Raw genomic sequence first — 12345 nt, forward strand, 5'->3', positions numbered from 1 at the left:
ACGCGTCATGGCGCGGTGTCCTCGACGAGGACCCGCGCCATCGTGCGTTCGGCGAGCGCGGTGATCGTCACGAACGGGTTCACGCCGATGGACCCGGGCACGAGCGAGCCGTCGGTGACGTACAGCTTCGAATACCCCTTCACCCGGCCGTAGTTGTCGGTCGCCTTGCCGAGCACGCAGCCGCCCAGCGGGTGGTACGTGAAGTCGTCGGCGAAGACCTTGTCGGCCGCGCCGAACAGGTCGTAGCGGTAGATCGTCGAGTTCGCCGAGTTGATCCGGTCGAACAGCTTCTTCGCCATGCCGACCGAGACCGCGCTCTGGGCGGCGCTCCAGCCGAGCTTCACGCCACCGCTCGCCGAGTCGTACGTGAACGTCGCCCGCTCCGGGTTCTTGGTGATCGCCAGATAGAGGCTGACCCAGTGCTCCAGTCCCGTGGGCAGCGGGGCGATCTCGGCGAAGACGGGGTTGGCGGTGTTGGCCCAGTCGTCGATGCCCATGACCGGCATGGTCGACTGGTTGGCGCCGACCGTGTCCCACAGGTGGTTCGCCCGGCCGAGCATCACGTTGCCGTTGGTGCCCCAGCCCGCGCCGACGCTCGCGTCCAGCGCCGGGAGCGTGCCCGTCTCCCTTGCCCGGACGAGGAGCTCGGTGGTGCCGAGGCTGCCGCCACCGAGGAAGAGGTAGGTGCAGCTGTACTGCTTGGTCTCGACGACCGCGCCGGTGTCGTCGATCCGGTCGGCGGTCAGCAGGTACGTCCCGTCGCTCGCCCGGCTGATGCCCCGCACCTTCTCCATGGTGTGGATGGTGACGTTACCGGTGCCGAGCGCGGAGGCCAGGTAGGTCTTGTCGAGGCTGCGCTTGCCTTGGTTGTTGCCGTAGATGACCTCGCCGGCCAGCGCGGACTTCGTCGCCGCGCCGACCGCCTCGCGCTGCATGTGGCCGAAGTCGTAGACGTTGGGCACGAAGGTGGTCTTCAGGCCGGCGTTGGCGGCGGCCTTCCGGGAGGTCCGGGTGAACTTGTACCACTCGGTCGACTCGAACCACGTGGGGTCGACGGTGTTGACGCCGAGCATGGAACGGGCGCGCGGGAAGTACGTGTTGTACATCTCCGTGGCGTCCACCGCCGGGAACTGCTCGGCGAAGTACGACGGGAGCGGGGTGACCGCCATGCCGCCGTTGACCAGGGAGCCGCCGCCGACGCCGCGCCCCACGAACACGGACATGTCGGCGAAGTGGACGCGGTCCAGGACTCCGGGGTACGGGCTGATGTCCTTGTTGACCACGTCCAGCCACAGAAAGGTGGCGAGCGGCGCCTCGGTGCGGGTGCGGAACCACATGGACCGCTGGTCGGGCTTGCTGGTGGAACAGAAGATCTTGCCGTCGGAGCCGGGGGTGTTCCAGAGCCCGCCCATCTCCAGGACGAGGGTGCGGATGCCGGCCCGGCCGAGGCGGAGGGCGGCGACCGCACCGCCGTAGCCGGAGCCGACGACGATGGCGGGGGCGTTGTCGACGGCGGCCGGTTCGACGGCTCGCGCGGACTGGAGACCGATGCGGGTGAGACCGGCCGTGGCGGCGGTCTGGAGGGCGATCATGCCCACGATTTGACGTCTCGTCAGCTGACGCTGCATCAGTTTTGCTGTCATGGACGCAGCATCGGCGGATTATTTCCCTCCGCCTAGTCCTCCGGCCGCGGCAACGGCTGCGGCTTCCGCTGCAGCACGGCAGCGGCCACTGTCACAGCAACGCCCGCAGCTTCTCCGCCAGCAGGTCCCACCGCCACTTCTCCTCGACCCACTGCCGGCCCCGCTCCCCCATCCGGCGGCGCAGCTCCGCGTCCCCGAGGAGTGTGCCGATCCGGTCGGCGGCCTCCTCGGCCGAGCCGCCGCGCACGACCCAGCCCGTCTCGCCGTCGAGCACCGCGTCGGGTGCGCCGCCCGAGTCGCCGGCGACGACGGGCAGTCCGGTCGCGGACGCCTCCAGGTAGACGATGCCGAGGCCCTCGACGTCGAGCCCGCCCCGCCGGGTCCGGCACGGCATGGCGAAGACGTCCCCGGCGCCGTAGTGCGCGGGCAGCTCCGCCCAGGGCACGGCTCCCGTGAAGCGCACGGAGCCGGCGACACCGGTCTCGTGGGCGAGCCTGCGCAGGTCCTTCTCGTAGGGCCCGCCCCCGACGATCAGCAGCACCGCGTCGGGCTCGGCCGCCAGGATCTTGGGCATGGCGAGGATGAGCGTGTCCTGCCCCTTGCGCGGCACCAGTCGCGAGACGCACACGACCACCGGGCGGTCGGTGAGCCCGAGCCGGGCCCGTACCTCGTCACCGCCCGACCCGGGGTGGAAGGTCTTCTCGTCGACCCCCGGCGGCAGCTGCACCATCCGCCCCGCCGCCTCCGGCGTCAGCGCGGGCGCCATGCGGGAGCGCGTGTACTCGCCGAGGTAGGTGATCGTGTCCGTCGACTCCCCGATCCGGCGCAGCAGCTGCCGCGCGGCGGGCAGCTGGGCCCAGCCGGCCTCGTGGCCGTGGGTGGTGGCCACCAGCCGCTCGGCACCCGCCTTCCGCAGCGCCGGCGCCATCAGCCCGAGCGGTGCCGCGGCCCCGAACCACACCGACGTGCACCCGTGCTCCCGCAGCAGCCCGACCGCCCGCCGGGTCGCGCCCGGCGTGGGCAGCAGCATCGTCGTACGGTCCCGTACGACCGTGAAGGGCTGCTCGGCGTCGAAGGCTGCCGTCGCCTCGACGCCCTCCCGGCTCCGCTTCCAGGTGGAGGCGTAGACGACGAGGTGCTCGGGGTCGAGGCGCAGCGCCATGTTGTGCAGGAACGCCTGGATGCCGCCGGGCCGGGGCGGGAAGTCGTTCGTCACGATGAGGGTCTTGTCCATCGCCGCCGACCTTACCCAACGGCTCCTCACAGCCGCCCGCGGCCGTGCCTCATGGCCCTCGCACAGTCCGGCAGGTCATCATGTGGCTCTCACCACGGCGGGCGGACGGACAGGGGCTTGAAGGTGAAGACTGCGGGCGCGGGGCGGTCCCTGGCGTGGCTGCTGGGGACGTGGGGGGCGACCAGGCTGCTGCTCCTGCTGTTCGTCTTCAAGGTGTTCGTCTTCCCGGGGCCGGACGTCACCAGCGACGTGTCCGTGATCTACCAGGGCTGGTACGAGGTGCTGCGCCACGGCGCCTTCCCGCTCGACGACGTCGCCTGGCAGTACCCGCCGGCCGCGGCGCTGGCGATCCTCTCCCCCGCCCTCCTGCCCTTCCTCGACTACGCGACCGCCTTCTTCGTCCTCGCCTTCCTGGCCGACCTGGCCGTCCTCCTCCTGCTGCTGTACGCCGGTCTGCGCCCCGGCCGGTCGCTGCGCGGCGCCTGGATGTGGGTGGCGGGCGCGGCGCTGCTCGGGCCGACGGTGTACGCCCGCTACGACGTGATGGTGACCGCGGTGGCGGTGGCCGCGCTGCTCGCGGGCACCCGGCATCCGCGGGTGATGGGGGCGCTGGCGGGCCTCGGGGCGCTGCTGAAGGTGTGGCCGGTGCTGCTGCTGGTGGGTGCCGTCAGGCGCCGGGCGTGGGGCGCGGCGGCGGCCACCGTGGCCGCGGTGGCCGCGCTGTTCGCGCTGGCCATGCCCGGTGCGTTCGCGTTCCTGACCTTCCAGCGCGACCGCGGGACCGAGGTGGAGTCGCTGGGCGCGCTGGTCTTCCATGTGGCCCGGCAGTTCGGCTGGAACGGCGAGGTGCTGCTCAACTACGGCTCGGTGGAGTTCCTCGGCCCGTACGTGAACATCGTCAGCACGGCGGCCCTGACCCTGACCGGCGCCGCTTTCGGCTGGCTGCTGCTGTGGCGCCTGATGGCCACCCGGTTCCTGCCGCACACGCTCGCCGACGCGGCCTTCGTGGCGGTGCTGACGTTCACCGTCACCAGCCGGGTGATCAGCCCGCAGTACCTGGTGTGGCTGGTCGGGGTCGCGGCGGTCTGCCTGTGCCACCGCGGCAGCCGGATGCGGACGGCGGCCGGGCTGGTGCTGGCGGCGACGTTCGTGACGGTGCTGGAGTTCCCCGTCTGGTTCTCCCACGTCGTCGCCAGCGACCCGCGCGGCGTCACCCTGCTGTTCGTCCGCAACGGACTCCTGGTGGCCGCCACCCTCACCGCGGCCGTCCAGCTGTGGCGCTCGACGGTGCCGCGAACCCCCGGCGCACCGCTCCCGGCCCAGGCCGCCCGGAGCAAGGAAACCCCGGTCTCTCCCTGAAGGCGGAGCGGACGTGACTCGCCGAGGCCGTCGCACACCTCGAAGGGCTCAGCCGAACTGTGCCCGCAGATAGTCCCGCCACTGCTCCGTGAACTGCTCCGGCGTCGTCCCGAGCACGTCCTTCATCGCGCCCTCGACTGCCCCGGCCCGTTGCTTGTGCGTGCCCACGGCCCGGTAGAACTCGCCCAGCCGGACCTCGCCCCAGCGGTCGGCGATCATCCGGCAGGCCAGCCAGCCGCCCTCGTACGCCTGCGCCAGCGCGGTCGCGTCTCCGGTGAAGCCGAAGTCCTTGTCGGTGGGCAGCGCCGCCGGGAGCTGACCGTCGGCCACGGCGCGCGCCAGCTCCGGCGCGGCCTGGGCCGCGGTGCGCCCGGTGCCGCGGTAGCCGATCCAGTCGGCGTACCCCTCCGACAGCCACAGCGGGGTGGCCGCGTCGGTGTGGGCGCGGGTGGCGACATGGGTGGTCTCGTGGGTGAGCACGACCTGCCGGCCGAGCGAGCCCAGCACGCTGTACGCCTCGGGGTTGATGATGATCCGGTCCGCGGGCGCCGTCGCCGGCCCGCCGGTCTCGCCCGTGGTGACCGCCGCGATCCCGCGGTAGGAGGAGGCGGACGAGGCGAGCAGCCTCGCCATGCCCTCCAGCGACTTCGGTACGAGCACGACGACGTGCCCGGTCCAGTCCGTGCCCCACGCCTGCGACACCGCCGGCACGGCGCGGTCGGCCAGCTCCGCGAAGGAACGCAGCCGCTCACCGGACTGCCCGGCCCCCAGCACCAGGCTGTGCGCGCCCCGGACGACGCTCACCGTGCCCTGGTCCCACAGTTGCTGTCCGGCCTTCTTCGCGGGCCGGTCGGACGTCACACGCCACTGCCCGTCGGCGTCGAGGGCCAGTCCGAGGACGCGGGCGGCGGTGACGGGCGCCTTGTCGTACCCCCGGACGCGGTAGCTCAGTTCGGCGTCCGCGGAGGCCGTGTCCCCGCTGCGGTGCACGGCGGTGACCCGGTAGGACCAGGCGGCGAGCGGGACCGACTGCAGGTTCGCGAACCCTGCCCGGGTGCCGGTGGCGCGGTAGGCCGACTCGTCGTGGTCGAGGACGGCTGTCGCCCGCTCGTCCAGCAGCCGCTGCACCTCGGCCCGCGCGCTGTCGGCCGTGGGCTGCCCGCCGCACCCCACCAGGGAGACGAGCAGCAGACAGAGCCCCCCGACCGAGGATCTCATCGCCCGCCTTCGACCAGCCATCTTTCCGATCGTACGGTGAATCTCCGGGCGTCAGACCCGGGTGACCGACGAGATAGGCATCATGCCCACCGGGTCGTAGCGCACGGGGGCGCCCGGGTAGGGGGCGTGGATCACCTGTCCGTTGCCCACGTACATCCCGACATGGCTGGCGTCGGACCGGTAGACGACCAGGTCCCCGGGCCGGGCCTGGGAGAGCGGGACCTGGTGTCCGGCGAACCGCTGGGCCTGCGAGGTGCGCGGCAGCTGCACCCCGGCCTGCGCGTACGACCACTGCATCAGGCCCGAACAGTCGAAGCCGCTGGGCCCGTTGGCGCCCCAGACGTAGGGGCGGCCGAGCACGGAGCGGGCGGCGGCGACGGCCGACGCCGCGCGGGCGGTAGCCGGGGCGCCGTTGCCGAACCCCGGCAGGTCCGCACGGCCGGAGCGGGAGGCCCGGTCGAAGGCGAGGCGTTCCTCGAACGGCAGGGAGTTGAGCAGCTGCCGTGCCTTGGCGAGCTTCTTCTCCACGGTCCGCTTGTGGCTCGCCACGGCCTTGCGGCTCTGCTCCAGCTCGGCCAGCTTCCGGGTCGCGTCCGCGCGCTCCTGGGTGAGCTCACGCACGGCCGACTGAAGCTCCTTCAGTTCCCCGGCCTGGTGGGTGGTGATGCGGTCCAGGACGGAGGCCCGGTCGAGGTAGTCGGCCGGGTTGTCGGCGAACAGCAGGGCCAGGGAGGGGTCGAGGCCGCCGGAGCGGTACTGCGCGCCGGCCAGCGAACCGAGCGTCTCCCGCATGGAGTTGACACGCTCCTGCTCCCGGGCGATCCGGTCCTGGTCGTTGCGCACCTGGGTGCGCAGGGCGTCGGCCCGCTCGTCGGCCTTGTTATAGGCCTCGGTCGCCTTCTCGGCCTCCTCGTAGAGGCGGTCCACCTCGGCCCGGGTGCCGTCGTGCGGTGCTGCCGACGCCGGTACGGCTCCGAGAGCGGCGGCGACGGACAGGACACTGAGGGCTGCGCAGGCAGCACCCCGGTCGAACCCGGATGGTGCAAGGCGGCGATGGGACCCCACGGGAAACCGCACTCCTTCCGCTGGCGGACACGGACCGCTTCCCCGGCGCCGGGGCGGAGGTGCCACGGCGGTGCGGGGAAACGCGCCAGACAGTAGCCCCGTCACGGGGCGGCGGCCAAAGGCCTCAGCGGGCACACAACGTGACGCCCCGCCTCTGACGCAGGTCATCGGCGGGGCGTGGGGTCACTTGGCGGTGTCGCAATTCGCCCGATCGGGCGGTCCGGGGTTCCGACCCTGGAACAGCGCCGGTCAGGCGATGCGGACTCCGAACTGGAACGGCATGTTGCCCATCGACTCGTAGCGCACGTAGGTGCCGGTGCGCGGGGCGTGCAGCACCTGGCCGTTGCCGGCGTAGATGCCGACGTGGTGGTAGTCGCCGTAGAAGATGACGAGGTCGCCGACCTTGAGGGCGCTCTGCGAGTAGATGCGCGTGCCGGCGTTGGCCTGAGCCTGCGAGGTGCGCGGGATGGAGACACCGGCCTGGGCGTAGGCCCAGGAGGTCAGGCCCGAGCAGTCGAAGGAGGACGGGCCGGAGGCGCCGTAGACGTAGGCAGAGCCGATCTTGCTCTGGGCGGCGGAGAAGGCCGCGGCGGCCCGGCTGGAGGCGGCGGTGTCGTTGCCGAGGTCCACCCGGTCGCTGGCGGAGCGGCTGGCGCGGGATTCGGCGGCGGCGAGGGCCGCCTTCTCCTTGGCCGTCAGCGTGTTGAGGAGCTTCTGCGCCTCGGCGAGCTTGGCCTTGACCTCGTTCTTCTTCTTGCCCAGTTCGGTACGGGTGGAGGCGAGGTCCTTGAGCTTGTCGGAGGCCTCGGTGCGCTCCTGGGCGAGCTCGCGCTGCTTCTCCTGGATCTTCTTCAGCGCCTCGACCTGCTGACCGCTCAACTGGTCGAGCGTGGAGGCCTTGTCGAGGTAGTCGTCCGGGTCGGACGAGAGGAAGAGCTGGAGGGAGGAGTCGATGGAGCCGGTGCGGTACTGGGAGGCGGCCGCCAGACCTATGCTGTCGCGCAGCTCGTTGAGCTCTTCCTGACCACGGGCGACGTTGTCCTGGATGGTGGAGATCTCCTTCTGGAGCTTCTCCTGCTTCTCCTTGGCCCCGTTGTACTTCTCGGTGGCCTGCTCAGCCTCTTCGTAGAGCTTGTCGACCTTGGACTTGACCTCGTCCTTGCTCAGCTTCTCGCTCGGCGCGGCATTGGCGCCCTGGGCGCTCAGCACGACGGCGGCGGCGGCTGCGGTGGTCAGCACGGTCACGCGTGCACGACTCGGCTGCTTCGGTCGACGGTGGGACGCCACGGAGACGAGCTCCTTCTTGTGAGTGATCACCCGTACGGAGTTTCGAAGGCAGACCCTAGTGATGTTTCTGTGATCAGTTCAAATCCTCCGGCGAAATATCCCGGTTACGCACCGCATTCTTTGCACTCAACTCACATGCAGTGATACCTGCTTGACGCTACGTTGCGTGACGGTTCCGTCAATTCGGGCATTAAACCCGGACCTTGACGTTCAGGACAGTCGCTTGAGAAGGACCGCCGACGCCACCGGCCGCGCCCCCGCCCGGGCCACCCCGTCGGCCACCTCACGGTCGGTCGAGGCGACGATGACCGGCCGGCCGGGCGGCTCGGCGCGCACCAGCTGGCGGATGAGCTCGTCGGCCGTGACGCCCGGCTTGGAGAACAGCACACGAACCCCGCGCGGCGGCGCGAGCAGCACCGGTGCGGCCAGTTCGGCGCCGTCGAAGACACAGGTGACCTCGGCGCCGGTCTGCGCGGCAAGCTGCGAGAGCTGTCCGAGCAGCCGCAGCCGCTGCTTCTCCAGCGGCATCTGCGGATAGCCGGTCTTGGTGACGTTGTAACCGTCGACGACGAGGTGCGCCTGCGGAAGCGCGAGCAACTGGTCGAGGATCGCCGGATCGTCCTCGGACAGCGCGCGGTTGGCGATGTCCTTCGGCGTCATCCGCCCGGGCTCGACCGCGTCCACGGTCTCCGCGGGCCGTACGGACACGGGCGGCAACGCCAGCTCCCTGCGCAGCCCCTGGGCCGCGTCGAGCACGGTGTCGAGCAGCAGCCGTACCCGCATGTCCTCGACGCTGCGCCCCTCGCGGGCCGCCTTGCGGGTCGCCTCCAGCGCGGCCTCCGCCTCACCCAGGCGCCCCTTCAGGCGCCGGGTCTCGCTCTCGGCGGCGGACACCTGTGTCTGCGCCTCGGCGCGTACGGCCTCCATCTCGCCCTGCACCTTGCGCAGTGCCGCCTCGCCGCGCTTGACGTCGCTGAGGGCCGCACGCAGCTTGCGGTGAAGCGATTCGGCCTCGCGCTTGGAGGTGTCCAGCTCGGCCCGCAGCCGCTCGGTCTCGCCCCGGGTCTGCTCACGGGCCCGGTCGAGCTCCTCGCGCAGCCGCTCCAGTTCGGCCCGGCTCTCCTCGTCGGCCCGCTCGGCGTCCGCGCGCAGGGCCTCCTCGCCGGCCGCGGTCACCAGCTTCACCCAGCCGGTGGGCCGCAGCACATAGGCCGCGGCCGCCACGTCCAGCGGGTCCGCGGCCGGGGGCGGCGAGCCGGAGTCGAGGGCGCCGGCGAGTTCCGGCTGCGCCTCTCTGAACTTCTCGCCGATGCGCTGCCGGAACAGGGTGTCCGTCTCCAGCGCCGCAGCCATGGCGTTGCCCGCGAACTTGGCCCGGCGGTTCGGGGCGAAACGGGCGTACTGCCGCAGCTGGGCGGGCAGTTCACCGAAGGTCAGCCCGCCGAAGCCGTCCGACACGATCTGTACGACGCGGCGACGCACGCCGTCGGGCAGCGGACGATCGAGCACCTCGGCGGCGCCGTCGCCCGGCCCCCCGCCTGTGGTCTCCACCATCCGTCACACCCCAATACCTGTGCGGGGCCGCTCCCTGTCAGGAGCCGGCGCCCGGCCTGTCCACGAGTTCGACCTGATCCACGGCGTTGCACCAGCGGCAGCGCACCGACTCGATGGTCTCACTGACCACCTCGCGCTCCTCGACCTTCGGCTCACCCGCCAGATCGAGGTGGACGTACTCGACGACCTTCGACGAGCGGGTCACGTCGAAGCGGGTGAGGTTGCCGCACAGGGTGCAGCGCCACCGCGTCGAGGCGGTTGGCAGGGGAACCGTCATCGTGACTGTTCGCTTTCCTTCTAGTGTCCGTGACCACCGGGATCCCCGGTGCGTATGGCTCGTAACCCTACGGCCTGGCGGGGACTCGCCGCCCGTCCGTCCACGGCGGCGAGGCGGTCTGTGCGAGTGCGTCCCGTTACGTCATGCTCTGTTCATGATCAGCGACTGGAACGGAACCGCGGACAGGGCGATCCGGAAGCCGTCGGCGCCGATGACGTACGGACTGATCGCCCTGTGCTGCCTGATCTTCGCGATCGGCCCGGCCTCGGGCCTCAACCCGGCCTACGGCACCGGCGACGAACTCCTGGCCGCCCAGCAGACCTATTTCCGGCACTGGGGCGTCGTCCCCGCCGAGCTGTTCCAGGACCCCCCCGGACAGGCCCTGACGCCCGCCACGGCCCTGTTCGTCCACGGCAGCTGGATCCACCTGCTCGGCAACATGCTCTTCCTCTACGTCTTCGGAGCGATGACCGAGGAACGGATGGGCCGCGTCGAGTTCACCCTGTTCTACGTCGGCTGCGGCTACCTCGCCCTGCTGGGCTACGCGGCCGCCAACGCCGGCTCCGGACAGTCACTGGTCGGCGCGTCCGGGGCGATCTCCGCGGTCCTCGGCGCATTCCTGTACCTGTTCCCCAGGGCCCGGGTGACCAGTCTCCTGCCGTTCCTGTTCTTCCTGCCGCTGCGCTTCCCGGCGTGGGTCGTGCTGCCCTTCTGGGCGGCGCTCCAGTGGGTGGCGGCGGGCCGGGCCACCCAGGGCCCCGGCGTGGCCTATCTGGCCCACCTGGTGGGCTTCGGCCTGGGCCTGCTGTACGCGTGGGCCCGATTCGGCCGTACCACTAGAGTGAAGTCCACCCCAGTTCCGGCCCCCGAGGGAGAGAACCAGCCGTGATCACCGCGATCGTCCTGATCAAGACCAGCGTGGACCGGATTCCCGAGATCGCGGAGTCGATCGCCGCGCTGGACTCCGTGAGCGAGGTCTTCTCCGTCACCGGCACGTACGACCTGATCGCGATGGTGCGGGTGCGGCAGCACGAGGATCTGGCGGAGGTCATCCCGGGCCGGATCAGCAAGATCCCAGGGGTGGAGGGCACGGACACACACGTCGCCTTCCGTACGTATTCGCAGCACGACCTCGAGGCGGCGTTCGCGATCGGTCTCGACTCGTGAACACCGCCTCGTAGGAGCTTTCCGGTCAGACCGCCGGGACGCAGCGGCCGTCCTCCGTGCGGTACTGCCACTTCGCGCCGTCCGTGACCAGCTCCTTCACCGCGTTCACGAAGCGCTCCACGTGCTCGTCGGGGGTGCCCGCGCCGAAGCTGACCCGGATCGCGTTGAGGGACTTCTCGCCCGGTGCGGCCTCGGGGGCGCCGCACTCGCCCTGGGACTGGGGGTCGCTGCCCAGGAGCGTGCGGACCAGCGGGTGGGCGCAGAAGAGGCCGTCGCGGACGCCGATGCCGTACTCGGCGGAGAGGGCGGCGGCGAAGTGGGAGCTGTTCCAGCCCTCCACCACGAAGGAGAGCACGCCCACGCGCGGGGCGTCGTCGCCGAAGAGGGACAGGACCTTGACCTCGGGGACCTCGGCGAGGCCCGCGCGGACGGTGTCGATCAGGTGCTGTTCGCGGGCGACGAGCGTGTCGAAGCCGGCCTCGGTGAGGGCCTTGCAGGCGGAGGCGATGGAGTAGGCGCCGATGACGTTCGGCGAGCCGGCCTCGTGGCGGGCGGCGCTCTCGTGCCACTCCACGTCCACTCCGCCGTCCTCGCGCCGGGTGACCTTGCGGCTGGCGCCGCCGCCCGCCAGGTACGGCTCGGCCGCACGCAGCCAGTCCGCGCGGCCGGCCAGGACACCGGAGCCGAACGGGGCGTACAGCTTGTGGCCGGAGAAGGCGACCCAGTCGACGTCGAGGTCCTGTACCGACACCGGGTGGTGCGGGGCGAGCTGGGCGGCGTCCAGGACGATGCGGGCGCCGTGCGCGTGCGCGGCCGCGGCCAGCTCCCGTACGGGCCACAGCTCGCCGGTGACGTTCGAGGCGCCGGTGACGCAGACCAGGGCCGGGCCGTAGGGGTCGCGGTCGGCGAGGGCGCGCTCCAGGGTCTCGACGGCCTGACCCGGGGTGCGCGGGGCGTCGAGATAGGTGACCTGGGCGTCCTTCCAGGGCAGCAGCGAGGCGTGATGCTCGGTCTCGAAGACGAAGACCTGGCAGTCGGCGGGGAGCGCGGCCGCGAGGAGGTTGAGCGAGTCGGTGGTGGACCGGGTGAAGACGACCTGGTCGTCGGTACGGCAGTCGAGGAACTCCGCGACGGTCCCGCGGGCGTTCTCGAAGAGGTCCGTGGAGAGCTGGGAGAGGTAGCCGGCGCCGCGGTGGACGCTGCCGTAGTACGGGGCGTACGCCGCCACGTCGTCCCAGACGCGCTGGAGGGCGGGGGCGCTGGCCGCGTAGTCGAGCGCGGCATAGGTGACTTCGCCGCCCGTGACGAGCGGGACGGTGACATCCCGGCCCAGAACGGGCAGCGGGGAACAAAGCGACTGGTCGGCGGCAGCGGTGGAGACGGACATGGTGAACTCCTGTGAGAAGCAAGAGGAATCACCGCGCGAGCGGATACGGCTCAAGCACGGAGAAAGGTGAAAGGGGTATGCGGAGGCGGGGCTCTACGCCCTATCGCATTCGCTTGCTCACAGAAGGCTCCCTCGACGACCAGGACCCCTGGGC

11 protein-coding genes are annotated in these 12345 nt (G+C 71.4%); 3 read left to right on the plus strand and 8 right to left on the minus strand.

Annotation, left to right across the window (positions count from 1 at the left end; genetic code table 11):
• Nucleotides 1–5: 5 nt before the first annotated feature.
• Together ACFY16_RS05550 and ACFY16_RS05555 are read right to left on the minus strand one after the other, a co-directional pair.
• Nucleotides 6–1592 carry a GMC oxidoreductase gene (locus ACFY16_RS05550; RefSeq protein WP_390646098.1) on the minus strand — a complete coding sequence of 529 codons (1587 nt, stop codon included), beginning with the start codon at nt 1590–1592 and terminating at the stop codon, nt 6–8.
• A 142-nt stretch (nt 1593–1734) separates the two neighbouring features.
• The gene (locus ACFY16_RS05555; RefSeq protein WP_390645759.1) at nt 1735–2877 is read right to left on the minus strand and encodes a glycosyltransferase family 4 protein; all 1143 of its coding nucleotides are present in this window, start codon (nt 2875–2877) and stop codon (nt 1735–1737) included.
• Nucleotides 2878–3000: 123 nt separating this feature from the next.
• On the opposite strand from ACFY16_RS05555, the gene ACFY16_RS05560 reads away from it, so the two are divergent.
• Complete coding sequence (locus ACFY16_RS05560; RefSeq protein ID WP_390646099.1) at nt 3001–4236, plus strand: glycosyltransferase 87 family protein; 1236 nt, start codon at nt 3001–3003, stop codon at nt 4234–4236.
• Between the two features lie 48 nt (nt 4237–4284).
• On the opposite strand, the gene ACFY16_RS05565 is transcribed toward ACFY16_RS05560, so the two are convergent.
• From ACFY16_RS05565 to ACFY16_RS05585, 5 genes are all read right to left on the minus strand, one after another.
• Nucleotides 4285–5475, minus strand: a complete 1191-nt coding sequence (locus ACFY16_RS05565; RefSeq protein WP_390645760.1) for a hypothetical protein — start codon at nt 5473–5475, stop codon at nt 4285–4287.
• 30 nt (nt 5476–5505) lie between these two features.
• Nucleotides 5506–6519 carry an NlpC/P60 family protein gene (locus tag ACFY16_RS05570; RefSeq protein WP_390645761.1) on the minus strand — a complete coding sequence of 338 codons (1014 nt, stop codon included), beginning with the start codon at nt 6517–6519 and terminating at the stop codon, nt 5506–5508.
• Nucleotides 6520–6768: 249 nt separating this feature from the next.
• A complete protein-coding gene (locus ACFY16_RS05575) occupies nt 6769–7806 on the minus strand; it encodes an NlpC/P60 family protein (protein WP_390646100.1) in 1038 nt (345 codons plus the stop codon).
• A 210-nt stretch (nt 7807–8016) separates the two neighbouring features.
• Nucleotides 8017–9360: an NYN domain-containing protein gene (locus ACFY16_RS05580; protein WP_390645762.1), complete on the minus strand. Its 1344-nt coding sequence runs from the start codon at nt 9358–9360 to the stop codon at nt 8017–8019.
• Nucleotides 9361–9397: 37 nt separating this feature from the next.
• Nucleotides 9398–9637 carry a hypothetical protein gene (locus tag ACFY16_RS05585; RefSeq protein ID WP_037719539.1) on the minus strand — a complete coding sequence of 80 codons (240 nt, stop codon included), beginning with the start codon at nt 9635–9637 and terminating at the stop codon, nt 9398–9400.
• Between the two features lie 154 nt (nt 9638–9791).
• On the opposite strand from ACFY16_RS05585, the gene ACFY16_RS05590 reads away from it, so the two are divergent.
• Together ACFY16_RS05590 and ACFY16_RS05595 are read left to right on the plus strand one after the other, a co-directional pair.
• The gene (locus ACFY16_RS05590) at nt 9792–10526 is read left to right on the plus strand and encodes a rhomboid family intramembrane serine protease (protein ID WP_390645763.1); all 735 of its coding nucleotides are present in this window, start codon (nt 9792–9794) and stop codon (nt 10524–10526) included.
• A complete protein-coding gene (locus ACFY16_RS05595; RefSeq protein WP_037737028.1) occupies nt 10523–10804 on the plus strand; it encodes an Lrp/AsnC ligand binding domain-containing protein in 282 nt (93 codons plus the stop codon). The genes ACFY16_RS05590 and ACFY16_RS05595 overlap by 4 nt, the downstream gene beginning before the upstream one ends.
• A gap of 25 nt (nt 10805–10829) precedes the next feature.
• On the opposite strand, the gene ACFY16_RS05600 is transcribed toward ACFY16_RS05595, so the two are convergent.
• Nucleotides 10830–12191: an aminotransferase class V-fold PLP-dependent enzyme gene (locus tag ACFY16_RS05600; protein ID WP_390645764.1), complete on the minus strand. Its 1362-nt coding sequence runs from the start codon at nt 12189–12191 to the stop codon at nt 10830–10832.
• Nucleotides 12192–12345: the final 154 nt, after the last annotated feature.

Origin of the sequence: Streptomyces sp. NPDC001315 (assembly GCF_042896175.1) — a bacterium.
Classification (GTDB): domain Bacteria; phylum Actinomycetota; class Actinomycetes; order Streptomycetales; family Streptomycetaceae; genus Streptomyces.

Coding starts and splice junctions, on each gene's coding strand:
- ACFY16_RS05550 (WP_390646098.1), bottom strand. CDS start 1,592: ATGATCGCCCTCCAGACCGCCGCCACGGCCGGTCTCACCCGCATCGGT.
- ACFY16_RS05555 (WP_390645759.1), bottom strand. CDS start 2,877: ATGGACAAGACCCTCATCGTGACGAACGACTTCCCGCCCCGGCCCGGC.
- ACFY16_RS05565 (WP_390645760.1), bottom strand. CDS start 5,475: ATGGCTGGTCGAAGGCGGGCGATGAGATCCTCGGTCGGGGGGCTCTGT.
- ACFY16_RS05580 (WP_390645762.1), bottom strand. CDS start 9,360: ATGGTGGAGACCACAGGCGGGGGGCCGGGCGACGGCGCCGCCGAGGTG.
- ACFY16_RS05585 (WP_037719539.1), bottom strand. CDS start 9,637: ATGACGGTTCCCCTGCCAACCGCCTCGACGCGGTGGCGCTGCACCCTG.
- ACFY16_RS05590 (WP_390645763.1), top strand. CDS start 9,792: ATGATCAGCGACTGGAACGGAACCGCGGACAGGGCGATCCGGAAGCCG.
- ACFY16_RS05600 (WP_390645764.1), bottom strand. CDS start 12,191: ATGTCCGTCTCCACCGCTGCCGCCGACCAGTCGCTTTGTTCCCCGCTG.